The 25,163-nt window shown below is 64.4% G+C and carries 22 protein-coding genes, 1 pseudogene and 1 riboswitch; of the genes and pseudogenes, 12 read left to right on the top strand and 11 right to left on the bottom strand.

Annotated features, from left to right (window positions below; all coding sequences use genetic code 11):
- From CK220_RS32455 to gcvP, 8 genes and pseudogenes are all read left to right on the top strand, one after another.
- Positions 1-159: pseudogene (locus tag CK220_RS32455) on the top strand (aldehyde-activating protein); the annotation flags it as partial.
- 62 nt (positions 160-221) lie between these two features.
- The gene (locus CK220_RS13345) at positions 222-689 is read left to right on the top strand and encodes a YaiI/YqxD family protein (RefSeq protein WP_095811954.1); all 468 of its coding nucleotides are present in this window, start codon (positions 222-224) and stop codon (positions 687-689) included.
- 24 nt (positions 690-713) lie between these two features.
- The gene (locus CK220_RS13340; RefSeq protein ID WP_095811953.1) at positions 714-1,391 is read left to right on the top strand and encodes a DUF1345 domain-containing protein; all 678 of its coding nucleotides are present in this window, start codon (positions 714-716) and stop codon (positions 1,389-1,391) included.
- Between the two features lie 103 nt (positions 1,392-1,494).
- The gene (locus CK220_RS13335; RefSeq protein ID WP_095811952.1) at positions 1,495-2,376 is read left to right on the top strand and encodes a cytochrome b/b6 domain-containing protein; all 882 of its coding nucleotides are present in this window, start codon (positions 1,495-1,497) and stop codon (positions 2,374-2,376) included.
- A 1-nt stretch (position 2,377) separates the two neighbouring features.
- A complete protein-coding gene (locus CK220_RS13330; protein ID WP_095811951.1) occupies positions 2,378-3,169 on the top strand; it encodes a molybdopterin-binding protein in 792 nt (263 codons plus the stop codon).
- Positions 3,170-3,476: 307 nt separating this feature from the next.
- Positions 3,477-3,563, top strand: a riboswitch (glycine riboswitch).
- Positions 3,564-3,712: 149 nt separating this feature from the next.
- Positions 3,713-4,813: a glycine cleavage system aminomethyltransferase GcvT gene (gcvT, locus tag CK220_RS13325; RefSeq protein WP_095811950.1), complete on the top strand. Its 1,101-nt coding sequence runs from the start codon at positions 3,713-3,715 to the stop codon at positions 4,811-4,813.
- 7 nt (positions 4,814-4,820) lie between these two features.
- Positions 4,821-5,189, top strand: a complete 369-nt coding sequence (gene gcvH / locus CK220_RS13320) for a glycine cleavage system protein GcvH (protein WP_095811949.1) — start codon at positions 4,821-4,823, stop codon at positions 5,187-5,189.
- A gap of 17 nt (positions 5,190-5,206) precedes the next feature.
- The gene (gene gcvP, locus CK220_RS13315; protein ID WP_095811948.1) at positions 5,207-8,017 is read left to right on the top strand and encodes an aminomethyl-transferring glycine dehydrogenase; all 2,811 of its coding nucleotides are present in this window, start codon (positions 5,207-5,209) and stop codon (positions 8,015-8,017) included.
- A 14-nt stretch (positions 8,018-8,031) separates the two neighbouring features.
- Here the strand turns inward: gcvP and CK220_RS13310 are convergent, their stop codons facing one another.
- The 9 genes from CK220_RS13310 to cpaB form a co-directional block, all read right to left on the bottom strand.
- A complete protein-coding gene (locus CK220_RS13310; RefSeq protein WP_095811947.1) occupies positions 8,032-9,204 on the bottom strand; it encodes a GGDEF domain-containing protein in 1,173 nt (390 codons plus the stop codon).
- Between the two features lie 174 nt (positions 9,205-9,378).
- Entirely contained in the window at positions 9,379-9,852 is a 474-nt protein-coding gene (locus CK220_RS13305) for a hypothetical protein (RefSeq protein ID WP_095811946.1), read from the bottom strand.
- A gap of 134 nt (positions 9,853-9,986) precedes the next feature.
- Positions 9,987-10,949 (bottom strand): type II secretion system F family protein, encoded by a 963-nt coding sequence (locus CK220_RS13300; protein ID WP_095811945.1) that lies wholly within the window; start codon positions 10,947-10,949, stop codon positions 9,987-9,989.
- 1 nt (position 10,950) lies between these two features.
- Positions 10,951-11,916, bottom strand: coding sequence for a type II secretion system F family protein (locus CK220_RS13295; RefSeq protein WP_095811944.1), 966 nt, complete (start codon positions 11,914-11,916; stop codon positions 10,951-10,953).
- Between the two features lie 3 nt (positions 11,917-11,919).
- Positions 11,920-13,341, bottom strand: coding sequence for a CpaF family protein (locus CK220_RS13290; RefSeq protein ID WP_095811943.1), 1,422 nt, complete (start codon positions 13,339-13,341; stop codon positions 11,920-11,922).
- Positions 13,338-14,552, bottom strand: a complete 1,215-nt coding sequence (locus CK220_RS13285) for a response regulator/pilus assembly protein (RefSeq protein WP_095780697.1) — start codon at positions 14,550-14,552, stop codon at positions 13,338-13,340. Before CK220_RS13285 ends, CK220_RS13290 begins: the two co-directional genes overlap by 4 nt.
- 13 nt (positions 14,553-14,565) lie before the next feature.
- Positions 14,566-14,841 carry a hypothetical protein gene (locus CK220_RS13280; RefSeq protein WP_095811942.1) on the bottom strand — a complete coding sequence of 92 codons (276 nt, stop codon included), beginning with the start codon at positions 14,839-14,841 and terminating at the stop codon, positions 14,566-14,568.
- 4 nt (positions 14,842-14,845) lie between these two features.
- Positions 14,846-16,207, bottom strand: a complete 1,362-nt coding sequence (locus CK220_RS13275; RefSeq protein WP_245429162.1) for a type II and III secretion system protein family protein — start codon at positions 16,205-16,207, stop codon at positions 14,846-14,848.
- A gap of 115 nt (positions 16,208-16,322) precedes the next feature.
- Positions 16,323-17,261 (bottom strand): Flp pilus assembly protein CpaB, encoded by a 939-nt coding sequence (cpaB, locus tag CK220_RS13270; protein WP_095811940.1) that lies wholly within the window; start codon positions 17,259-17,261, stop codon positions 16,323-16,325.
- A gap of 254 nt (positions 17,262-17,515) precedes the next feature.
- On the opposite strand from cpaB, the gene parE reads away from it, so the two are divergent.
- Together parE and CK220_RS13260 are read left to right on the top strand one after the other, a co-directional pair.
- Positions 17,516-19,570, top strand: a complete 2,055-nt coding sequence (parE, locus tag CK220_RS13265) for a DNA topoisomerase IV subunit B (protein WP_095811939.1) — start codon at positions 17,516-17,518, stop codon at positions 19,568-19,570.
- A 43-nt stretch (positions 19,571-19,613) separates the two neighbouring features.
- The gene (locus CK220_RS13260) at positions 19,614-21,680 is read left to right on the top strand and encodes an FUSC family protein (protein WP_095811938.1); all 2,067 of its coding nucleotides are present in this window, start codon (positions 19,614-19,616) and stop codon (positions 21,678-21,680) included.
- A gap of 471 nt (positions 21,681-22,151) precedes the next feature.
- Here CK220_RS13260 and CK220_RS13250 read toward each other — a convergent pair whose 3' ends face one another.
- Positions 22,152-22,493, bottom strand: a complete 342-nt coding sequence (locus CK220_RS13250; RefSeq protein ID WP_095811936.1) for a nucleotidyltransferase domain-containing protein — start codon at positions 22,491-22,493, stop codon at positions 22,152-22,154.
- Positions 22,494-22,552: 59 nt separating this feature from the next.
- On the bottom strand, positions 22,553-23,674 hold the full coding sequence (locus CK220_RS13245; RefSeq protein ID WP_095811935.1) for a DUF2336 domain-containing protein: 1,122 nt from the start codon (positions 23,672-23,674) through the stop codon (positions 22,553-22,555).
- A gap of 150 nt (positions 23,675-23,824) precedes the next feature.
- Here CK220_RS13245 and CK220_RS13240 point away from each other — a divergent pair, with 150 nt between their 5' ends.
- The gene (locus CK220_RS13240; protein WP_067000165.1) at positions 23,825-24,277 is read left to right on the top strand and encodes a MaoC family dehydratase; all 453 of its coding nucleotides are present in this window, start codon (positions 23,825-23,827) and stop codon (positions 24,275-24,277) included.
- On the top strand, positions 24,277-25,158 hold the full coding sequence (locus CK220_RS13235; protein WP_095811979.1) for a CoA ester lyase: 882 nt from the start codon (positions 24,277-24,279) through the stop codon (positions 25,156-25,158). The genes CK220_RS13240 and CK220_RS13235 overlap by 1 nt, the downstream gene beginning before the upstream one ends.
- The last annotated feature ends 5 nt before the right edge of the window (positions 25,159-25,163 follow it).

Below are 25,163 nucleotides of genomic sequence, written 5' to 3'. Positions count from 1 at the left end.
TCCTCGATCATCGAAGCCGGCGTCGACCCGAGCCGCATGGACGGCATCCGCGGCCAGCTGAAGTCGATCGGGCTCGAGCCCTATGACTGCCTCAACCCCGCCCTGATGGACTACATCGCCACCTGGACGGCGAAGAAGTCGGGAGCCTTGGCGGCCTGACAATGGCGGGATTCCTGGCAAAGGGCCGGCCAGCGCCGGCCCTTTGCACATTTGGAGAGACGATGCCCGAACCCATCATCTATGTCGATGCCGACGCCTGCCCGGTGAAAGCCGAGGTCGAGAAGGTCGCGGAACGTCACGGCATTGCCGTTACCTATGTTTCCAATGGCGGCCTGCGCCCGTCGCGCGATCCGATGATCCGCAACGTCGTCGTATCCAAGGGCGCGGATGCCGCGGACGACTGGATCGTCGAGAACGCCAAACCCAACGACGTCGTGGTGACGGCCGATATCCCGCTTGCCGCGCGCATGGTGGCGCTCGGCGCGCATGTGCTGGGACCGACGGGCCGTCCCTTCACGCCCGAGACCATCGGCATGGCGGTGGCGATGCGCGATTTGAAGCAGCATCTGCGCGAGACCGGCGAAAGCCGCGGCTTCAACGCCGGCTTCACACCGAAGGACAGGTCGAACTTTCTCGGCGAGCTCGACCGCATCTTGCGGCGGGCGCTCAAATCCGCCACACCCGGCTGACCCGAAGCCCCTTGAGAACCGGCCATGGGCGACGACATATCCCTCAACACGCCGATCCACCGGCACGTGCAGTTCGCTTTCGCCGCGGCCATCGGCATTGTCGCGCTGCTTCTCGCCCTGATGCTGCGGGCGCCGCTGCCCTACTCAATCGGCGCCAACCTCTTCTTCGCCACTTACACCGTTCTGGTGCTCGTCGCGATGCCGAGGCTCACCGGCCGGTACCTGAGCAAGAACGCCCGTGCCACGGACCTGCCGGTGCTGCTGATTTTTGCCGTCACGCTCCTGGTCGTCGGCCTCGCCATCGGCTCGCTGTTTCAGCTCATCAACCAAAAGGCTGCCGCGCATCCGCTGGAGGTGCTGTTCGCGATGCTGTCGATCCCGCTAGGCTGGTTCACAATCCATGCCATGGCGGCGCTGCATTATGCGCATGTCTATTGGATGGACGGCGACGAGATCGACGAGAAAACCAGGAACAAGAATCCGGTCGGCGGCCTCGATTTTCCCGGCGGCAAACGGCCGGAAGGCTGGGATTTCCTGTATTTCGCGACCGTCATCGGCATGACTGCGCAAACCGCCGACACCGCCATCACGACCTCGCGCATGCGCCAGGTCGTGCTCGTCCATTCGATCCTGGCGTTTTTCTTCAACACCGTGATCGTCGCCGCCGCGGTCAATCTCGCGGTCAGCCTGGGCAGCCCATAATAAATCCGTGATCGGATGAAACAACGCTTGGGCCGAAGACGTATTGGGAGGAGAACGAGGCTCTGAGAGGCCGCAGACGATGCAGCCGGGAGGACACCCAGATATGGAGACCGTCGCCAGAAGCGAACCCTCCGCCGAGGTAGAAGCATCCGCGCCGAAGGACCCGACCCTGATTTACCGGCAGTCGCGCTCGACGCGCCTGACCCATTGGCTCTGGGCGTTCTCGCTGTTTTTCATGCTGCTTTCGGGCCTGCAGATCTTCAACGCACGCCCACAGCTCTACATCGGCAAGGAATCGGGCTTCCAATACAACAACACGATCCTCGAGATCGGCGCCGAAAACACGGATAGCGGACCGCGCGGCTTTACCAAAATCTTCGGGCATCGCTTCGACACCACCGGCGTGCTCGGCTGGTCCGGCCCTCCCGGACAGGAAACGCCGCGCGCCTTTCCGTCATGGGCGACGATCCCGTCCTACTACGATCTCGGCACAGCCCGCGTCGTGCATTTCTTCTTCGCCTGGGTGCTGAGCGCAACACTGCTCATCTGGCTGATCGCGAGCCTGATCAACGGCCATATCCGTCGCGATCTTGCCCCCCGCCTGGATGACTTGCGCAAGCTGCCGCGCGACATCGTCGACCATGCGAAGCTGAAATTCCACCACGCGCGCGAATACAACACGCTGCAGAAAATGGCCTATGGTGGCGTGCTCTTCGTGCTGTTGCCGCTGATGATCATCACCGGGCTTGCGATGTCGCCGAGCATGAATTCGGTGCTTCCCTGGCTCAATGAAATCCTGGGCGGCCGACAGACGGCGCGCACCATCCACTTCACCGTCATGGTGCTGCTCGTCCTCTTCTTCGTCGTCCATATGCTGATGATCGTGGCTGCCGGCCCGATCAACGAGCTGCGCTCGATCATCACCGGCTGGTACCGCACCGACCCGCCCGCAAAGCACGACCAGGCAACCGAGAGGAGCGCCTGACATGGCAAAATTCCAGATTAGCCGCCGGAAGTTCTTGACCTCCGCCAGCCTCGGTCTGTCAGGCCTCGCGCTGTCCGGCTGCGATGCCTTCGACAGCGGGCTGGGCGTCGGCAGCGGGCTGCGCAGCTTCCTCGAAAGCGCCAACGGCCTGACATACCGCGCACAGCGCCTGCTTGCCGGCCGGGACGCGCTGGCACCGGAATTCAGCGAGGCCGACATCCGCCAGCCGCAGCGGCCGAACGGCATCACCGCGCCTGACGACGACACCTATAAAGGGCTTCTCGCCAACAATTTCGCCGCCTGGCGCCTGGAGGTGACCGGTCTGGTCGAGAAGCCGCTGTCGCTCACCCGCGAGCAGTTGCAGAACATGCCAAGCCGCACCCAGATCACCCGCCACGACTGCGTGGAAGGCTGGAGCTGCATCGCCAAATGGACCGGCACGCCGCTGTCGCTGGTGCTCGATCAGGCCATCGTCAAGCCGCAGGCGCGCTATGTCATGTTCCATTGCCTCGACACGATCGAGCAAAGCCTTTCCGGCGACATCAAATATTACGGCAGCATCGACCTGATCGATGCCCGTCATCCGCAGACGATCCTGGCCTACGGTTTGAACGGCAAGCCGCTGCCGGTCGAGAACGGCGCACCGCTGCGGGTGCGGGTCGAGCGCCAGCTCGGCTACAAGATGCCCAAATATCTCTACAAGATCGAGCTGGTCGACGGCTTCGCCAATGTCGGCGGCGGCCGCGGCGGCTATTGGGAAGACAATGGCTACGACTGGTACGGCGGTATTTGATGGGCCTTTTCGCCTGCAGGCCGAGCATGATCTTCCGCCAGCCGAGCTCAACGCGATCGAGAAACGCCTCGATGGCGACAATCGGCTTCTCACAGGCGGCCGACCTTCCGGATGGCTCGAAGCCATTCCAACATCATCCTTTGCAAGACGATGGTCTCGGGCGGCTAGGCCACCTTGTCGTACAACCGTTCGGACCAGATCGGGTGTTGTCATCGGCGACGGATGCCGAGAGAGATGTCGCTGGGAGGTGACAACGTGTCGCCGACGGGCTATGGATGGCGCGTCGAGGGCTCAGGTGACTGAGTCCTACCTGTTTGCGGGAGAGAACAGCGCAAGCTGTCGCCGAAGGGGAAATCGCCCGAAATCTCTCAGGCAAAAGAACCGTGGACGGGAAAGACAACTCTGGAAAGTCGGGAATCTTCCCGCGCCGAAGGTGTAAGCGCTGCCGACAGAGTTACGGGGCGCGAGTCTCTCAGGCTTCAGACAGAGGGGCACGGACTGGACCGCCAATGGCGGTCGATTGCGTGCGACTCTGGAGAAGACATGACGGGCGAACACACCAAACATCTATCCCTCGAGGATTTGCATAACGCGGCGGGCGCGCGTTTCGGCGCTTTTGCCGGCTGGTCGATGCCGCTGACCTATCCGGCGGGCGTGATGAAGGAACACCTCCACACGCGCGAGCATGCCGGCCTGTTCGACATCTCCCATATGAAGCTGTTCGAAGTCGGCGGCCCGAGCGCCGCCGCGCTTCTCAACCGCGCCTGCCCGCTCGATGCCGGCGCGCTCGAAATTTCCCAATCCAAATACACCTTCTTCCTCAACGAGGCCGCCGGCATCATCGACGACTTGATCGTCACGCGCCTTGGCGATCACCGATTCATGGTGGTGGCCAACGCCGGCAATGCGACCGAGGACGAAAAGCACGTGCGTGCGTTGGCTGCGGATTTCGATGCCAAGGTCGAGCCGCTCGACCGCGTCTTCCTGGCGATCCAGGGCCCGGAAGCCTGGGCGGCCCTTTCGCGAGCCGGTATCGAAACGGGCTCGCTGCTGTTCATGCATGGTGTCGAGCCCCGGCAACACTGGTTCATGAGCCGCTCCGGCTACACCGGCGAGGATGGATTCGAGATCGGGCTGCCGGAGGCGGATGCCCGCGATCTCGTCGGCAGGCTGCTGCAGGACGACCGCGTGCAATGGATCGGTCTTGCCGCCCGCGACAGCCTGCGGCTCGAGGCCGGGCTCTGCCTGCATGGCCAGGATCTGACAGCCGAGATCGATCCGGCGAGCGCCGGTTTGATGTGGGCGATCCCCAAAGAGCTCCGCGCTTCCGGTCATTTCATCGGCGCCGATGCGCTGCGCTCGATCCTCGAGCGCGGGTCATCGCAGAAGCGCGTCGGCCTGAAGCCCGATGGTCGTCAGCCGGTGCGCGCCGGCGCCGCGCTTGTCGATGCCGACGGCAATGCGGCCGGCCACGTGACCTCGGGCGGCTTCGGCCCCTCGACCGGCCACCCGGTCGCCATGGGCTATGTCGACAATGCGCTGGCCAAGCCCGGCAACAGACTATTCGCCGACGTCCGGGGGACGAGAATCCCGATCGAGGTCACTTCGCTGCCCTTCACGCCACATCGCTACCGCAAAGGATGATATTCCGATGGCAAACACCTATTTCACTGAAGATCATGAATGGCTGCGCGTCGAAGGCGGCGTAGCCACCGTCGGCATCACCGACTATGCGCAGGAGCAGCTCGGCGATCTCGTGTTCGTCGAACTGCCGGAGATCGGCCGCAAGCTCGCCAAGGGCGACACTGCCGTAGTCGTCGAATCCGTCAAGGCAGCCTCTGATGTCTACGCGCCGGTCGACGGCGAGATCACCGAAGCCAACACATCGCTGTCGTCGGACCCTTCATTGGTCAATTCGGCGGCGACCGGCGACGGCTGGCTCTGGAAGATGAAGCTTTCCAACGCAAGCCAGCTCGACAGCCTCATGGATGAGGCCGCCTACAAAGCCCACATCGGCTGATACCAGGATCTTTGGAAATGACCGCAGCACCCATTCCTTTCTCGGCCCGTCACATCGGCCCCAGCGTCAACGATGTCAGGGCCATGCTCGCCACCATCGGCGTTCCGTCCGTCGAAACGCTGATCAGCCAGGCCGTGCCGAGATCGATCCGCCTGGACCTGCCGCTCAACCTGCCCACTCCGGCGAGCGAAGCCGAAGCACTGGCCGAATTGTCGGCGATGATGGCGAAGAACACGGTGCTGAAGACTTTCATTGGCGCCGGTTATCACGGCGTCCATGTGCCGCCGGTCATCCAGCGCAACATGTTCGAGAATCCGGCCTGGTATACGGCCTACACGCCCTACCAAGCCGAGATCAGCCAGGGCCGGCTGGAAATGCTGTTCAATTTCCAGACCCTGGTTGCCGAGCTGACCGGCCTGCCGGTGGCCTCCGCCTCGCTGCTCGATGAAGCCACCGCCGTTGCCGAAGCGGTCGGCATCGCGCTGCGCCATCACCGCGACAAGCGCACCAAGGTGGCGCTCGCCGGCACGCCGCATCCGCAGACGCTCGATGTCGTGCGCACCCGCGCCGAACCGCTCGGCACCGAGGTCGACGGCGAGATCATCGACGACAACACCGCCGCCCTGCTCGTCTCCTGGCCGGACACGTTCGGCGTCTATGGCGACCACAAGGCGGCGATCGAGAAGGCCCGCGCCGCCGGCGCGCTGGTCGTCTTCATCGCCGACCCGCTCGCGCTGACGCTGACGGACGCGCCGGCAAAGCTCGGCGCCGACATCGCCGTCGGTCCGATGCAGCGCTTTGGCGTGCCGATGGGCTTTGGCGGCCCGCACGCCGCCTATTGCGCCGTCTCCGACAAGCTCACCCGTCTGATGCCCGGCCGCCTTGTCGGCCAGTCGACCGACACCAAGGGCCGCCCGGGCTATCGCCTGGCGCTGCAGACGCGCGAGCAGCACATCCGCCGCGACAAGGCGACTTCCAACATCTGCACCGCGCAGGCGCTGCTCGCCAACATGGCGACGGCCTATGCGATCTGGCACGGTCCCGCCGGCTTGCAAGCGATCGCCGAGCGCGTCCACACCCTCGCCGACCGCCTTGCGGCGGGGCTGAAGACGGCGGGCGTAGCCGTCCTCGGCGCACACCGCTTCGACACCGTGACGGCGGAAGTGAAGGGCAAGGCCGCGGCAATAGCCGCCGCCGCCGAGAAGACCGGCCGACTGCTGCGCGTCATCGATGCCGACCGCGTCGGCATCGCCTTCGACGAGACCTCGACCGAAGCCGACGTCGAGGCGATCGCGGCCCTGTTCGGCGCCAAGCCCGGCACGGTGGAAGCCGGCTCGATGCCCGGTAGGCCGCGCGGCAAGGAGTTCCTCACCCAGCCGGTTTTCCACGAGAACCATTCCGAGACCGAGATGATGCGCTTCCTGCGGCGGCTGGCCGACAAGGACCTCGCGCTCGACCGCGCCATGATCCCGCTCGGTTCCTGCACCATGAAGCTCAACGCCGCCGCCGAGATGATGCCGGTGAGTTGGGTGAACGTCGCCAACCTGCATCCCTTCGCGCCGGCCAGCCATTCGGCCGGCTACCGCGCCATGGTCGACGACCTGGAGGCCTGGCTGTCGGAGATCACCGGTTTCGACGCCGTCAGCCTGCAGCCCAATGCCGGCAGCCAGGGCGAATATGCCGGCCTGCTCGCCATCCGCGCCTATCACCGCGCGCGCGGCGAAGGCCACCGCACCGTGTGCCTTATCCCGTCCTCTGCGCATGGCACCAATCCGGCGAGCGCGGCAATGGCGGGAATGAGCGTCGTCGTCGTGCGCTGCGCCGAGGACGGCAGCATCGACATGGATGACATGCGGGCCAAGGCCAACGAGCATTCCAAGAACCTCGCGGCGCTGATGTTCACCTATCCCTCGACGCATGGCGTCTATGAGGAAGGCGCGCGCCACCTCTGCGCGCTCATCCACGAGCATGGCGGCCAAGTCTATTTCGACGGCGCCAACCTCAATGCCCTGGTCGGCCTCGCCTGCCCCGGCGACATCGGCGCCGACGTCTGCCACATGAACCTGCACAAGACCTTCTGCATCCCGCATGGCGGCGGCGGCCCGGGCATCGGCCCGATCGGCGTCAGGGCGCATCTGAAACCCTATCTGCCGGGCCATGTCACGGAAGGTTCGGCGCATGCCGTGGCCGCCGCGCCCTTCGGCAGCGCCTCGATCCTGCCGATCACCTGGATGTATATCCGCATGATGGGCGGCTCCGGGCTGAAGCAGGCCACCGAGACGGCAATCGTTTCCGCCAACTATGTGGCGACGCGGCTCGCGCCGCATTTCCCGCTCCTCTATAAGGGCCGGAGCGATCGCATCGCCCATGAGTGCATCCTCGACACCCGCGTGCTCAAGGAGAGCGCCGGCATCAGCGTCGACGACATCGCCAAGCGCCTCATCGACTACGGCTTCCACGCCCCGACCATGTCGTTCCCGGTTGCCGGCACACTAATGGTCGAGCCGACGGAATCCGAGCCCAAGCGCGAGCTCGACCGATTCTGCGAGGCGATGATCGCGATCGCCGGCGAGGCGGCAAAGGTGGCGAAGGGCGAATGGCCGCTCGACGACAACCCGCTGGTCAACGCCCCGCACACTGCCGCCGAGGCATTGGCAGGCGCGTGGGCGCATCCATACTCGCGGTTGGAAGCAGCCTACCCGGCGGGCGACGTCGATCTGGCGGCAAAATACTGGCCGCCGGTTTCGCGCATCGACAATGTCGCCGGCGACCGCAACCTGGTCTGCTCCTGCCCGCCGCTGTCGGAATATCTCGGCGCCGCAGAGTAGACGGTTAGGGCAAGTTAGGCCGAGCGCAGGGCTGGCCCGCTATCGGGCTGGTCCTCCTGGCTTTGGGCGATCACGCGGTTTCGCCCGGCGCGCTTTGCGGCGTAGAGCGCGGCGTCGGCCTCGGCCAGCACCTCGTCCAGGGTCCGGCCATCGGCGGCGCCAAACCCCATGCCGCCGCTGACGCTGCTGCGCAACGGACCGCGTTGGGTCGGAACGATTTCGGTGCCGAAAGCGACGCCGATCCTGCTTGCCATGTCGTGCGCCTTTTCTGGCGTCATGCGCGATAGGACGAGCGCGAACTCCTCGCCGCCGAGCCGGAAGGCATCGACCCCGGCCCTGCCATATTTCTTGATCACCGCCGCGAACCGGCAAAGCACCTGATCGCCGACGGGATGGCCGAAGACATCGTTGGTTGTCTTGAAATGGTCGAGGTCGAACATCGCGATTGCCATGAACGGACCGAAGCTGCGACCGCCATAAAGCTCGCTGAGTGCCCTGCGGTTCATCAGGCCGGTCAGCGGATCGGTCATCGTCGCGGCCTTGAGCTCGATCTGCGCCTGCAGATGGTGCAGCGAAAGCGTCAGCGCGCCGAGGCCGGTCATGCAGGCGACCGCGACGACGGAGTTCATCCGCTCCGCCCAGTTGTCGGGCGCGACGCCGAGGACCCATTGCCCTTGCACCAGCAGCACCATGCCGCACAGCGCGAAGGATATCGCGCAGGCGCCGCTGAGGAACGAAACGACGAGCAGTATCCGACGGTCGTGATCCCCCTTCATCCAGAACATCGTTCCGATCGCGGCGAGCAGCGCCGTCACCGTCGAATAGGTGATGAGGAAGCCGACACCATCGAAGCCGAAATAGGTGACGAGAGCGGAGGCGGCCATCGCCGCCAGCGCCGGCCCGATGGCGCGGCGATAATTGCGGATGCCGAGATACTGCATCGCCGATAAACAGATGACGAGAAACCCAAGGCTAAGCAGCGCGAGCACGATCTGGCAGAGCCACGGGTTCGCTTGCTTGGTATAGCGCCAGAACAGGACGACATGGGCAACGAGCACGAGTATGCCGCAGGCGACCGTAAGCACGAAACGCGCCCGCGGCGCGGTGAACCAGATCGCGAGCATCGTGACGCTGAGGCATGTGCCCGACAGCGCCGCCGCGAGCAGGAGCGAGCTGAAATCCAACATCTCTGAAGATCTACCGTTGGGGAGTCTCGTTGCTTCCTCAATGTAGGTTGTAGACGCGTGGCGCAAACCGTTTTCGGCCGGTGCCCACTGCTAGCTCGACAAAGGGTTTACAAAGCGTCGACATGCCCGCTGAAACTCCGGCACGGTGCCGCGGCGGGACAAGCCGGAAGCACATCAGCTCTTGTCGAGCAGCGCCAGATTGGCATTGACCACGGTCTGGTCTGCCAGACCGGCCTTGGCTTCGAGCAGCAGCGCCCTTGCCTTCTTCTTGTTGCCGCGCAGGAGTTGCGAATAGCCCATATTGTTGACGATCTGCGGCTTGCGCCCGGCGACCCTCAGCAATTGCGAATAGGCGCGGTCGGCGAAGTCGAAGCGGCCGAGCTCGTCATAGGAGGCGGCAAGCCCCATCCAGGCTTCGGCATTGTCGGCCTTGAGCTCCACCGCCTTGCGGAAATGCTGTTCGGCGAGGCCGAAATTCGCCTCCCGGAACTGCGCCTTGCCCTCCGTGAGGTCGGCGGCGCTGATGTCCTTGGCCGTAGCCTGGATCGCGGTGGTCTTGGTCGTGTCGACGCTGCTGTTCGTCGTGCAGCCGGTGATCATCAAGACGGCCGCCAATACCGCCGTTGCCGTGGAAAGTCTGTGACGCATGCCCCTGCCCCATCGCCCGATTTGCCGGGTCGTTCTTCAGCAAGGACTGTACAGGAGAGCGATTAAGCTTCGGTGCCGAAATCAGCCCAAATTTCATTTGCATGCAAAGGATGCGTTAACCAGCACCGCCGGCCTCAGTGCGACGTCAGCCTCACGACAATCGGGATGATGGCGACCATCAGCACCACCGGCAGGATGCAAACCGTCACCGGCACCGACATCTTGGCCGGCAAGGCATGCGCCTTCTCCTCGGCGAGCGACATGCGCTTGTGGCGCATTTCGTCGGAAAAGACGCGCAGCGCTCCCGACAGGCTGGTGCCGAGCTCCTTGGACTGCTGCAGCAGCGTCGCGAAGGAGCGCACCTCGTCGAGGCTGAGGCGATCGGCGAGCGCCTTCAGCGCATCGTCGAGGCTGCGGCCTGCTCTCAGCTCCAGCGACACCAGCTGCAGGTTCTGGCTGAGCGACGGGTAGGTCCTGGCGAGTTCCTTCGAGACCCGCTCGATGCCGGCTTCCATGCTCATGCCGGCGTCGGAGCAGACGATCATCAGATCCATGAAGTCGGGAAAGCCGTTGCGGTATTCGCGCATCTTTTCCCGCACCTTCTGCGTCAGCACCAGGCCGGGCAGGAAATAGCCGGCCGCTCCCGACAGGATGATGAAGGTCCAGCGGCTGGTCACGGTCGACTCGGCGCTGGCCGCCCAATGGTTGACCAGGAACGCGCCAAGTGCTGCGCCGACCAGCGCGGCAAAACGGATCAGAAAGAACATGCCGACGGCGCGCGGCTCCATGTAGCCGGCCTGGATGAGCTTCATGCGCAATCGCGCGACATTCTCCGGATCGCTCTTGGCATAGAATTCCTGGGCCCGCCTCACCGCCTTCTCGCGCACGGCGGTTGCGTTTTTCCTCGGCGCCGGCTCGGGCTGCTCGATCGGCTGCGCCGCCTCGACCTTCAGCCGGCGCTTGACCTCGTTGCGATCGCCCTGGGCGACGACCAGCGGCCAGGCCACCGCGCCACCGCCCATCACCAGCAGCAGCACCGCCACCGGCATCAGCGATGTCGGCGCTAGCGAGGCGAGGAAGCGGATGACCTCTTCCATTTCAGAACCTGAAATTCGACATCTTGAACATGATGGCATTGCCGAGCAGCAGCCACAGGATGGAGCCGCCCAGCATGTACCAGGTCTTCGGTATCCCCCACACCTCGCGGTAGAATTGCGGCATCAGCACCATGATGGCGGTGAACAGAAGCACCGGCACGGCGGTCAGGATATAGGCCGACATCCGGCCTTCGGTCGAAATGGCGCGCACCTTGCGCCGCAGCTTGCCGCGCTCGCGGATGGTCGACGACAGCCCGTCGAGGATCTCGCGCAGATTGCCGCCGGAGCTGCTCTGGATCGACACGGCGGTGACGAACAGCGGCAGGTCCTCATGGCCGACGCGGTCGAACAGGTTGTTGAGCGCTGAAACGAGGTCCGAGCCATAGGTCACCTCGTCGGCCACGACGCCAAACTCGGTGCCGATCGGATCGGCCATCTCGCGCGCCACCATCGCGATCGCCACCGGCACCGGGTGGCCGGCTTTGAGGCCGCGCGTGATCAGCTCCAGCGCTTCCGGCAGTTGCATGCCGAAGCGCTTATGCCGGCGCTTGCGCAGAAAACGCATCGCCATCAGCGGCAATACCGGCAGCAGCATCAGAAGCAGGACCAGCCCGAACAACAAGGGCAGGCCGTACCAGATGGCCAAAAGCGCCAGCGTGAACGCTATCCCCGACGTGATCGTGAGGAATTTGGGCATTGGCATGATCATGCCGGACTGCGTGCGCAAGGCGCGAAAGCGGTCGAAGGAAAGTAGGGGCGTGCCATCTTCCATGCCGCGCTCCTTGCGCAGCTGGATCAGCACTTGCTCCTGGCTGATCTTGTTCTCCGCCAGCTTCATGCGGCGGTTGATCGCCGTGCGCTTGTCGCTGCGGCCGGCATAGAGCAGGTAGCAGCCTTCGGCGATCATGATGCCGGTGAGCGCCGCCGCGGCGTAGACGGCGTAGATCGGGCTGAATCCCTCGAGCACCGGCTACTCCTGCGGCCGGCCGGGTTCGAAATACTTGCCCGGAAATTCGATGCCCATGTTGCGCAGGTCCTCGAGGAAGCGCGGGCGGATGCCCGTCGCCTCGAAATGGCCGACGATCTTGCCGTCGGCCTCCATGCCGGTGCGCACGAAGCGGAAGATCTCCTGCATCTGGATGACGTCGCCTTCCATGCCCGTCACCTCGGCGACGCTGGTCACCTTGCGCTTGCCGTCGGACAGGCGCGTCAGCTGCACGATGATGTCGATGGCGCTGGCGATCTGGCTGCGGATCGACTGCACCGTCATCGGCATGCCGGTCATGCCGAGCATCTGTTCGAGGCGCGATATGGCGTCGCGCGGCGTGTTGGCGTGAATGGTCGCCATCGACCCTTCATGGCCGGTGTTCATCGCCTGCAGCATGTCGAAGGCCTCCTCGCCGCGGCACTCGCCAAGGATGACGCGATCGGGCCGCATGCGCAGCGCGTTCTTGACCAGATCGCGCTGCTTCAGCTCGCCATGACCCTCGATGTTGGCCGGGCGCGTTTCCATGCGCGCGACATGCGGCTGCTGCAGCTGCAGCTCGGCGGCATCCTCGATGGTGATCAGGCGCTCGTCCTCGGGAATGAAGGCCGACAAGGCATTGAGCATCGTCGTCTTGCCGGTACCGGTGCCGCCCGAGATGATCGTGGTCTTGCGCGCATGAACGGCCGCTGCCAGCACCTCGGCCATGTTTTGGGTGATGGCGCCGAACTCGACCAGCTTATGCAGGCCGAGCTTGTTCTTGGAGAATTTGCGGATCGACACCAGCGGCCCGTCGACGCCGACCGGCCTGATGGCGGCGTTGAAACGCGAGCCGTCGAGCATGCGGGCGTCGACCATCGGCTGCGATTCATCGACGCGGCGGCCGACGGCCGCGACGATTTTACTAATGATCCGAAGCAGATGCGCCTCGTCCTTGAACGGGATATGGACCTGCTGCAGCTTGCCTCGCTTTTCGACGAAGCAGTTCTGATGGCCGTTGATCAGGATATCGTTGATCTCCGGATCCTTCAGCAGCGGCTCCAGCGGGCCGAGGCCCACCATCTCGTCGACGATGTCGTCGACCAGCGCGTCCAGCTCGGCGGTGTTGATCGCCATTCGCTCCTGACGGGTCTTTTCCGAGACGAACTCATGCACCTGGCGGCGCATTTCGTCCTTGGGCAGCCGCTCCAGCGCGACGAGGTTGATTTCTTCGAGCAGCATGCGGTGAATGCGCACGCGCGCGTCGAGCACCTTGTTGGCGCTCTTTGCGGGTGCTGCTTCCGGCTTCGGCGGTGCCGGCTTGCGGGTCGTCGGAATGACCACGGCGTGATGCGGAACGGGCGCGGGTTCGGGCACCCGCAGCGGACGGACATCGCGATTCTGCAGGTTGGAGAAGCGGCTGCTCATCCTGCTTTCCTCTTCAAGAGGCCCTTGCCGAGGCCGAACAGCGACTTCGATTTCGCCGTCGTCGCCACCGCCTCCTCGGGCAGAATGATTTTCTTCAGGTCGTTGACGACATTGGCGTTGGGATCGATGTCGTGCAGGGGCACGCCGCGGTCGACGGCTTCGCGCACCAGCCGGTAGTTGTTGGAGATGCCGCCGACGAAATGCTCGCCCAGGATATCCTGGACGTCGGCCTGCTTGATGCCGCTGTCGAACATCTTCTGCTCGAAGCGGTTGACGATGACGTTCGGCTTCACTTCCTTGCCGGCCGTCTCGTAGATGGCCTGGATGAGACGCTGCGTGTGGCGCAGGCAAGGCACCGTCATCTCGGCCACGATATAGAGCTTGTTGGAGCCGAGCAGCACCGTCTCGGTCCACGGGAACCAGGTGCGCGGCATGTCGATGACGACATTGTCGAAATAGGCCGAAACGAGGTCGAGCATGCGCACCACGACATCGGTCTTGAACGAGCGCATTTCGGAAGGGCGCGTCGGCGCCGCCAGCACGCAGAGCCCGCTTGCATGCTTGGACAGCATCACGTCCAGCAGCTGGCGGTCGAGGCGCTCGGGCTGGTTCTCGATTTCGGTGATGTCGAAGCGCGGTTCGAGGTCGAGATATTCGGCGCAGGCGCCCTGCTGGAAATTGAGGTCGACCACGCAGGTCGAGGCGCCGCGCGTCACCGAATGATGCAGCTGGAAGGCGGTCTGCAGGGCAAGCGTGGTGGTGCCGACACCGCCGGCCGCCGGCATGAAGGTGTAGATCTGCGATTCGGTGTTTTCCTCCCGCCCCGGCCCTTGCAGCGCGCGAATGACGGAACGCACCAGATCGGCGGTGGTGATCGGCTTCACCAGGAAGTCGGCGACCTTGAGCTGGACCAGGATGCGCACCGCCGCCGCATTGAATTCCTGCGTGACGACAACCACCGGGACGCGGCCTTCGATGCGGCGCATGATGCGCTGCAGCGACTCGATCTCTTCGAGCTTGGCCGCGTCCATGTCGACAATGACGGCACCGAAATCGGTCTCCTGGACCTCGCCGCGCAGTTCGTTGACGCTTTTCTCGACCGTCAAAAGCTCGATGACCTCGGATGCGGCGAAAGCCGTCCGCGTGTCCTGCGAAAACGCCCGGTCGGTCGAAACGAGCAGGATCTTCTTGGTCTTGGTGCCGGATGCCATGGTCGTCAGCTCATCAGTCTGCTGTCGTTGATACCGATGTCGTTGAAGCCGCCGCCGCGCCGGCCTTCGCGCCCGCGGCAGCGGCCGTGGAGTTCGTGCTCGGAGCCGGCACCAGAAGCCTGGTGTTCTGGACGCCGTATTGCCAGGGATCGACCATCTGCATGGCCGTGTTGGACGCCTGGGCGTTGCCGGCGGCCGGCGTCACGCCTTCGGTGCGCACATAGTCGTCGCTGGTGCAGCCGGCGAGCGCGCCGGCGAGCAGCAGAGCGATGCAAGGAGCCAGACGCATGGCTTCAGTCCTTCGGCAGATCGAGGAAGTGGCCCGACGTCGTGGCCGCCACCGGACGGGCCGCACTGCCGTCGGCCAGCGCCAAGGGGCGTTTGGGAGCGGAAGCGTCGACTTCCTCGGTGTTGTTCAGGAAGTAGTCGGCATTGCTTGGAGGCCGCGTTCCGTCGGTGGGCTCGACCATCTTCTTCGACGGGTCGACCGGCTTGACCAGATAGGGCGTGACGATGATCACCAGGTCGGTCTCGCGCCGCTGATAGGATTTCGAGGAGAACAGCGGGCCAAGCACCGGCAGCTTGCCGAGCCCCGGCAGGCGCGAGGTGGTGATGTCGTTCTGCGACTGCAGAAGGCCCGCGATCATGAAGCTCTGGCCGTTCTTCAGGTCGACCGACGTCTTGGCGCGGCGCACAATGAAGGCAGGAATGGAAATGCCGCTGCTGACTTCGATCGACGCGGAGGGATCGATCGACGAAACTTCAGGCGCGATATCGAGGCTGACCAGTCCACCCTTGAGCACGGTCGGCGTGAAATCCAGACCGACGCCGTATTTCTTATAGGTGACGCTGATCTTGCCGTTGTCCTCGGATACCGGGATCGGGAACTCGCCGCCGGCAAGGAAGCTCGCCGTCTGGCCCGAGCGTGCGATCAGGTTCGGCTCGGCCAACCGCCGGGCCAGACCGCGCTCTTCCAGCGCCTTGATGGCGATGTCGATCGAAACCCCGTTGGAGAGCAACCGGCCGATGATCTCGCCGGTGCCGGCGGTCGGCACCGTGCCCGGGTCGATGATGACGTCGCGACCGCCGATGCCCAAGCCAAAGTTGGCCCCGTATTTGGCGCCGAGGTCCTGTCCCGCCTGCCGGTTGATCTCGACGAAACGGACATTGAGCTGAACCTGCTGCGAGGACGAGATGTTGACCGAGTTGATCACTTCCTCATTGCCGGAAAAGCGCGACGCGATCTTGCTCGCCTTGTCGGCCGCGACCGCGTCTTCCGCCTCGCCCGAAAGCACCACGCGGCCGTTGGCCGAACCGACCTTGATCTTGGCATCCGGCACGCTGGAGCGGATGGTGTTGGCGAGCTGGTCGGTGTCCAGCGTCACCTCGACGTCGATGGTGCCGACGAGCTGCTTGTTCTGGTCGAACAGCGCGATGCCGGTCGTGCCGAGATTGTTGCCCAGCACATAGAAGGACTTGTCGGTCAGCGGGTTGACGTTGGCGATCTCCGGATCGCCGATGACGATCTGATAGAAGGCGGCGTTCGTCATGATCGTCTTGGGCTTGCCCTTGGCGACTTTGATCGTGGCGTTCTTGGTCGCCGAGACGTATACGACGTCGTTGTTTGCCTGGGCCGGCGCCCCAAAGGCTAACATTCCGGCGGCTGCCAGAAAGGCGCCCGCCGCCATTCCACGCAGAAGGCGCAGCCCTCTCGTCGTCCGTTCTTTGTTCAACACAGGCATTGTCCCGTTCCCGGCCGGTCCCCACCGGCTATTGTTCTTGTTCCTTGGAAGGAACGACGTCTCCGTCGGCGGGCTTGGAGGGAACCTTGTATTCCTCCACCTTCGTGCCGCGCGACACGATCACCGTCTTGAATTTTGGCTCCTCTGGCTCCTTCGCCACCGCATTGACCAGCGAGGCGGCGCTTGCCTCCGCGCTCGCGGCAACCGAACCGCCGAAGGAAGAGATGGTGGTAAGCCCGTTGCCGCCGGCGCTGGCATCGGCGGCGGACCGCAAAGACAGCGACAAGGAGCCGACGGTGCGGGCGAGCGCCACCTTCTGCGCCCCTTCGTTCGTGACCTCGAGGGTCACGGAATTGGCGACCTGCGGCTCGGTCTTGCGCTCGTCCGCCCCCTGCCCGACCGAAAGCACCTTGGCGTCGGAGACGACGATTTCGGACGTGACCGTCGAGCCGGCTGCCCCTTGCGCATTCTTGGACACTTCCTGGATTTCGCCGGCATCGCGCGTCAACACGACGTCGACCCGGTCGCCCGGCGTGATGAAGCCGCCGACGCCGGCGATCTCGTCGGTGCGGATGGTGACGGCTCGCATGCCCGGCGATAGCATGTTGGAGAGCGTCGCGCGGCCATTCGGCCCCGACAGCTTGGCCAGCAGCACCGGCTCGTTGACCTCGATCGGCGACAGCACGACGCGGCCGCCTCCGGCCAGCAGCTTGTCGACGGTCGGGAAGGCGCCTTGCGGCAGAGAATCCTGCGGCCACGGAATTTCGGTGAGTTGCGACCGGTCGAGCTGCATGCCGTAGCGCAGCGGCGCATTGGCCACCACGATGGTCTTGAACTCGACTTTGGGCTCGTGCGGCACCACGATAGATGCCGTCTTCTGCTCGGACTGGGCCCTCGCCTGGCTTTTGACCCAGAAGTCCGCGGCAAAGATCGAGATCGCGCCGAAAACGGCGGCGATGCCGATCATGGTTATGGCCCTGCCCTTCACAACGAAACCCCTGACGCCCCGTGGTCTTTTGTCGTTGAGGCTCACGCTAGGCGTTAATGTTAAAGAATCAGGAATCCAAAGGTGCGGAGCCCGCCCTATTTCCGGCGGCTTGGTTATCGAATGGTTTTAGAATAAGAGACAGTTTGATCCCTGAACGGAACAGGAACTCGTTCGCCCGCCAAAAGCGTGGCAGTATCGAGGAATGATTCGCAGTACCGGACTTAATGGCTAGCATGGACGACACCAGCGATCTTTTCGGCAACCCGGAAAAGCAGCCCCAGCAAGTGCGCGCCCCCTCGCGGCCGGCCGATCCGCTGGTGCAGGCCGCGAAGCGCTCGGCCGCCGCCCGCGACGGCAGCGAGAGCTACAGCGCCGCCGACATCGAGGTTCTGGAGGGGCTGGAGCCGGTGCGCCGCCGCCCAGGCATGTATATCGGCGGCACCGACGACAAGGCGATGCATCACCTCTTCGCCGAGGTCATCGACAATTCGATGGACGAGGCGGTGGCCGGCCACGCCACCTTCATCGACGTCGAGCTTTCGGCCGACGGCTTCCTGACCGTCACCGACAATGGCCGCGGCATTCCGATCGATCCGCATCCGAAGTTCAAGAAACCGGCGCTCGAAGTCATCATGACGACGCTGCATTCGGGCGGCAAGTTCGACTCCAAGGTCTACGAGACCTCCGGCGGTCTGCACGGCGTCGGCGTATCCGTAGTCAACGCGCTGTCCGATCACCTCGAGGTCGAGGTCGCGCGCGGGCGCCAGCTCTATCGCCAGCGCTTCTCGCGCGGCGTTCCGGTGAGCGGGCTGGAGCATCTCGGCGAAGTGCACAACCGCCGCGGCACCAGGACCCGCTTCCATCCCGATGAGCAGATCTTCGGCAAGGGCGCCGCCTTCGAGCCTGCCCGGCTCTACCGCATGACGCGCTCGAAGGCCTATCTGTTCGGCGGCGTCGAGATCCGCTGGACCTGCGATCCCTCGCTGATCAAGGAAAAGGATCAGACTCCGGCCAAAGCCGAGTTCCATTTCCCGGGCGGCCTGAAGGACTACCTCAAGGCCACCCTCGGCGACGAATTCCAGGTCACGCGCGAAGTCTTCGCGGGGAAAAGCGACAAGCAGGGCGGCCACGGCTCGCTCGAATGGGCGGTGACCTGGTTCGGTGGCGACGGCTTCCTCAACTCCTACTGCAATACGATTCCCACTCCCGAGGGCGGCACGCATGAGGCGGGCTTCCGCAACGTGCTGACGCGCGGGCTTCGCGCTTATGCCGACCTCATCGGCAACAAGCGCGCCTCGATCGTCACGACCGAGGACGTCATGATCTCGGCCGCCGGCATGCTGTCGGTATTCATCCGAGAGCCGGAATTCGTCGGCCAGACCAAGGACAGGCTGGCCACCATCGAGGCGATGCGCATCGTCGAAACCGCCATCCGCGATCCGTTCGACCACTGGCTGGCCGACAACCCGCAGGAAGCCTCGAAGCTTCTCGAATGGGTCATCGCGCGCGCCGACGAGCGTGTGCGCCGGCGCCAGGAAAAGGAAGTGTCGCGCAAGAGCGCGGTGCGCAAGCTGCGACTGCCGGGCAAGCTCGCCGACTGCACCCAGAATGCCGCGGCCGGCGCCGAGATCTTCATCGTCGAGGGCGACTCGGCCGGAGGCTCAGCCAAGCAGGCGCGCGACCGCGCCAGCCAGGCGGTGCTGCCGCTGCGCGGCAAGATCCTCAACGTCGCCAGCGCCGGCAACGACAAGCTTGCCGCCAACCAGCAGATTTCCGACCTGATCCAGGCGCTCGGCTGCGGCACGCGCTCGAAATATCGCGACGAGGACCTGCGCTACGACCGCGTGATCATCATGACTGACGCCGACGTTGACGGCGCGCATATCGCTTCGCTTTTGATCACCTTCTTCTACCAGGAGATGCCGAACCTGATCCGCGGTGGCCATCTCTATATGGCCGTGCCGCCGCTCTATTCGATCCGTCAGGGCGGCAAGGTGGCCTATGCGCGGGACGACGCGCACAAGGACGAACTGCTGCGCACCGAATTCACCGGGCGCGGCAAGGTCGAGATCGGCCGCTTCAAGGGCCTTGGCGAGATGATGGCCTCACAGCTCAAGGAAACCACAATGGACCCGAGGAAGCGCACGCTTCTCAGGGTCGACGTGATCGATGCCGAGCAGGCGACCAAGGACGCCGTCGACGCGCTGATGGGCACCAAGCCCGAGGCGCGCTTCCGCTTCATCCAGGAACGCGCCGAATTCGCCGAGGCCGACGTGCTGGATATCTGAACGCCGACTGGTCCATAACAGGCTCCGGCACGGAGACTTGCATGTGACCTGGACGCGGCTGAAGGATCTAGCCGGGACATCGTTAAGTGAGCTGACTCAGCCGACGCGCTCGGACTGGATTTTCGCCCTGCGCACGGTTTCGGCCGGGCTGATCGCGCTGCTTGCCGCTTACGCCCTGGAGCTCGACCATCCGCAATGGGCGATGATGACCGTGTTCATCGTCGCGCAGCCCGTGGCCGGTATGGTGCTGGCGAAGGGCTTCTACCGGCTGCTCGGCACGCTGGCCGGCGGCCTGGCAGCGATTGGCATCACATTGCTGTTCAGCTCCAATCCCTGGTTCTTGGTGACGGTGCTGGCACAATGGATCGGCGTCTGCACCCTCGTCTCCTCGCTGTTGCGCAATCCGGAAGCCTACGGCGCCGCCCTTGCCGGCTATACGGCGATGATCATCAGCCTGCCGGCATTCGGGCAGCCGCATCTCGTCGTCGATCTCGCCGTCGCGCGCTGCGCCGAAATTGTGCTTGGCATCGTCTGCGCCGGCGTCACCAGCCGGCTGATCCTGCCGAAGCTTGCGGCGGACGCCATCATCTCCAGGCTGAAGCGCAGCATCCTCGATCTCGCCGACTATGCCTCAGGCGCCTTTTCCGGCGGCGATCCGGCCGGCCTTGCCGCTCTTCAGCGCAAGCTGATCACCGACGCCCAGACGCTTGCCGAAATGCGCACTTATGCGCGCCTCGAGGCGCCGAGCTTCGCCACCCGCGCCCATCCGGTCCGGCGCACGATCGGACAACTCCTGTGGGCACTCTCGGCGGCCCGCGCGCTGCATACCCACGCCGCGCCGAAGAATGCGACGCTCATTCCGGTGCGCAGCGAGTTGAAGGCGTTCGTCGGCGAACTCGCGATGACGCCCGGCGCGCTGGACGACACCGGCCCATGGGTGGCGCGGCTCGACGCGATAGCGACCCAGGCAAGAGAGACGCCGCCTGTGGCCAGCGATCCCGGCGAAGACAAGGTCGGAACCATCACCCGCCTCACCATCGCCGCCGATTTCGCAGAGGCGCTGAAGCAGGTGATGCGTGGCCTGGACGCGCTTCGCTCCCCGGTTTCCAAGGCGTCCCGTGAGCGGCAGCAGCCGGCCCTGATCGTGCACCGCGACTATCATGCTGCCTGGCGCAATGCGGTGCGCGCCGCGCTCGCCACGCTTCTGGTGGCCGCCTTCTGGCTGACCACCAAATGGTCGGAGGCGGCGGGCAGCGTCATTCTCGTCGCCGTCGTCTCAAGTCTGTTCGCGGCACGTCCCGATCCGGTTCAGTCGGCCTGGGGCTTCTTCACCGGAACGCTCCTCGCGCTACCCTTCGCTTTCCTCGTCGGCCAGATCGCAATGCCGGCGCTGCCCGGCTTCGGCTGGTTCACGATCTTTGTCGTGCCGATCCTGGTGCCGGCGGCGCTCGGCATGGCCAATCCGCGGCATGTCGGCGTGGCCACCGCCTTCGCTATCAATTTCTTGGCTTTCCTCAGCCCGCACCAGATGATGACCTATGATCCCGGCCCGTTCTTCGCCGGGTCGGCATCGATCCTGGCCGGCATCCTGATCGCCATCGGCGTGTTCATCGTCGTTCTGCCGGCCAATCCCTGGGCCACCGTTGAGCGCATCTCGCAGGCGATGCGCGAGGACCTGGCGCGCCTTTGCCTGCATGAGCGCGTCCCCAGGCGTTCGGCCTTCGAAAGCCTGGCCTATGACCGGATCAACCAGTTGATGCCGCAACTGCAGCAGACAGGCAGGAAAGGCGACCCTATTCTTGGCGGCAGCATTGGCGCCGTGACCGTCGGCCTCGAAGTGCTGCGGCTGCGCCAAGCGCAATTGAACTCCGCCGTACCACGCGAGACGGTGGAGTCGATCGGCAACTTCCTGCGCGGCCTGGCGCGGGAATTGCTGTTCAGGAGGCATGGCGAGCCGCAGACCTCGACCATCGCCGTGGCGCGGCAATATGCGGCCAGCATCGCCGACCGCGGCGACCGCGCCGAAATGCTGCAGGTCGCCGCGTCGCTGCGCATCATCGCCGCGGCGATGGAGGGCTATCCGGGTTTCTTCGCGAAGGGCCGGGTGTAGCGCTCGACCAGGCCGATCTCACGTCTTAGCCTGCGGCTTACGCATCGGTACAACCACTCTTGCCGGCTTGGCGTCATCCGTGAGATCGACCTCGAAGTGGCCCGCGACCCGCAAGATAAGATTCGAGATGCCATCGATGGCCTCATCAAGCTTTAACTTATCTGGGGCGGGAGGTATCCGACCAGACGGCGACGGGTATCGAAAAGTTGTCGCGTAGGCCTCCAGCCATGCAAAAGACTTCAATGCCAGTTTCTCGGCACTGTCTTCCGGAAATCGCCTTATCACCTTGTCCAGTTGGTGGGCATCGTGACGCTCTATGTGAATTGCTTCGGAAGTCGCCAGAGCCCGGACAATCTGCTCGAGCGCCTGTTCGCTCAGATACGCCGCGTTCCGGGACCCTGAACCGGCCAGGAGACGTGCGTCGCTGATGCATCCATTCGCCAATCAAGGGCGCTGGCTATCGTCCACTGGTCAGACATCTAGGCGGCGGCCGCCTCGAGCAACGTCATATGCGATCGTATTCTTGGAGTTCCAGCTAGCCGCCAGGTCACTGGATGTCGTGGAAAGAATAGTGGCGGGAATTCCGATCTCATTCTTTATCGTCCAGGCCACCAGGGGATCGAGCAATTCGGGTTTCGCATCGTCCGGCAGTGCAACGAGAATATCCCAATCGCTGTCGGGACGATTATCTCCTCGAGCTCGGCTCCCAAACAGCCAAATAGATTCTGGATTCAAGCGAACCTTGATCGCGTCAATCAGCGGTTGAATTTCAACCGGGACTTGGGCACGTTGTTTTTCGGCAAGTCGGCGCATCGCTCACACATAGTACCAGATTTCACAGCGTACAACGTTACGGGAGTGCGGCGATCCGGCTACGCCGCAGCAATTGCCAGCGCATGCCCGCGCGCGTTCTCACGCAGCGCGTCGAGATGGATCGACTTCACCAGTCCGGCAAGAACGCCCTCGGCCGATTGCCCGCCGAGTTCCTTCAGCATCAGCCAGCTCACCTCCTGCACACCGGCGACGCGCTTGCCGTTGGCGACCTCGCGCCAGATTTTCAGCGCGCGCAGGATGATGCCGTGCGTGGCGGCGGCGAGGCCTGCGCTGCGGAACAGCGCCTGCAGCGCAACGTCGTGCCCGCCGGCGAGCAGCGCCCTCACCCGCTGCTCGGATTGCTGGGCCAGCGCCACCAGCGCCGAGCCGAAGAAGTCGACCTTGCCATGCGCGATGGTGCGGATGATGAAGCTCGCGGTGAGATCGCCGCGCAGTCTGAGATGCTCGATGAGTGCTGCGTGCTCCTCGGCGCGCGTGCCCTCGATCAGCGTCACCGAAGCCTTCACGCAGGCGTCGCGCATCACGCGGTCTGCCCGTGCCGCCCCCATCAGCGCCAGCACCAGCGGCGATCCCTTCAGCGTCTCGCCAAGCTTGACCAAAAGCATGTGCCGGCAGTCGGCGGGAAGCCGCGCGTCGGCGATCAGCGCCTCACGCACCAGCGGCAGGTGGCCGTGCCGTTCGGCCATGCGGCGGAAGCTCAGCGATGCAATATCGGCGCGGCTGTTGGCGACCAGCGTGGCGCAGGCTTCCGGCTCGCCGATCTCGGCGATGGCTGCCGCCAACGACATTGAGACGACGGGACGGTTGGCTATCAGCTTTTGGGTGGCCTTCTGGCCGCAGGCGACGCGCTCGATCAGATCGGCATCGGTAAGCAAGGGCGAACGGGCCAGCACCAGCGCCGCCACTTCCGGCTGGTCGGAAGCGAGCGCTGCGATCACCTGCGGCGGCGCTTGGTGGCTCATCGACAGCGCTTCGGCGAGCGCCTGCCGGACCTTGGCGGAAACGTCGTCGAGCAGCAGCGTGAGCGCCGCCTCGGCGGCGCAGCGATCCTCGAACGGCAGGTCGGAATTGATGTAGGCGCGGGCCAGCGCGCTTGCGGCGGCAGCGCGCTCGGAAACCCTTGCCTTATCGATCCACTTTAGAAAATGCGAAACAACCATGCCGATCAGCTACGCCCTTGCCGAAACGTTTCGGCCCCGTTGGGAACGATAAGCTGGAAATGGTTTACGAACGGTTCACCATGTTTCTTAACCGGCTTGATGGCTTTGCAGCCAACGCCTATCAAACAGGGATAGCGGAGGAGATCGACTATGGCCGGGCTTTATCTGGAGGAGTTCGTCGTCGGCCGCGTCTTCCGGCACACGCTGCGCAAGACCGTCACCGAAAGCGACAACATGCTGTTTTCGGTGATGACGCTGAACCCGCAGCCGCTCCACATCGACTTCGACTTCGCCGCGAAGAGCGAATGGGGCAAGCCCTTGGTCAATTCGCTGTTCACGCTCGGCCTGATGATCGGCATCTCGGTGAACGATATCACCGTCGGCACCACCGTCGCCAATCTTGGCATGAAGGAGACCGTCTTCCCGCACCCGGTCTTCCATGGCGACACGATCCGGGTCGAAACCACGGTCGTTTCGGTGCGCGAGTCCAGGTCGAAGCCCGATCGCGGCATCGTCGAATTCGAGCACCGCGCCTATAATCAGAACGATGTTCTTGTCGCCAAATGCACGCGGCAGGCGATGATGATGAAGAAGGCGTCCTGATGCGCTCGCTGCTCTTCGTGCCGGGCGATTCCGAGCGCAAGCTGGCAAAGGGCTTTGGCGCCGGCGCCGACGTGGTGATCGTCGACCTCGAGGATTCGGTCGCTGCCGGCAACAAGGCGACCGCCCGCGAAGCCGCGGCGAACTTCATCGCCGGCCACCGACAGCAGACCAGCTCCGCCATCTACGTGCGCGTCAACGACCTATCGACCGGCCTGACCGACGATGATCTTGCGGCGCTCGTCCCGGTGAAGCCGGACGGGGTCATGCTGCCGAAGTTGAACAGCGGACAGGACGTCCAGCAGCTCGCGGCCAAGCTTCGGGTGCACGAAGCCGAAAGCGGCTTGCCGGATGGCGGCATAAAGATCCTGCCGATCATCACCGAAACCGCGTCCGGCCTGCTGGCGGCGGCGAGCTACGCCGGGGCAAGCACGCGTCTCGCAGGCCTGACCTGGGGAGCAGAGGACCTGTCCGCCGCGATCGGCGCGCGTTCGGCACGCGACGAGAGCGGCCGCTACACCGATGTCTTCCGCCTGGCGCGCACGATGACCATCCTGGCGGCAGGCGCGGCCGAAGTCGCGGCGATCGATACCGTCTTTCCGGATTTCCGCGACATGGCCGCTTTCGAAGCCGAATGCAGAGAGGCCGAGCGCGACGGCTTTACCGGCAAGTTGGCGATCCATCCGGCGCAAGTACCAGTCATCAACGCCGCCTTCACGCCGTCGGCCGAGGCGCTCGAACGATCGCGTGCGATCGTCGACGCCTTCGCGGCGGCGGGAAATCCGGGCGTCGTCGGCATCGGCGGCAAGATGTATGATCGGCCGCATCTGCGGCTCGCGGAGCGGCTGCTGGCACGCGCGAGAGCGGCGGGACTTTCAGCCTGAACCGC

This window comes from Mesorhizobium sp. WSM3860 (assembly GCF_002294995.1).
Lineage (GTDB): Bacteria > Pseudomonadota > Alphaproteobacteria > Rhizobiales > Rhizobiaceae > Mesorhizobium.
This window is presented reverse-complemented; position numbering and strand designations above follow the sequence as displayed.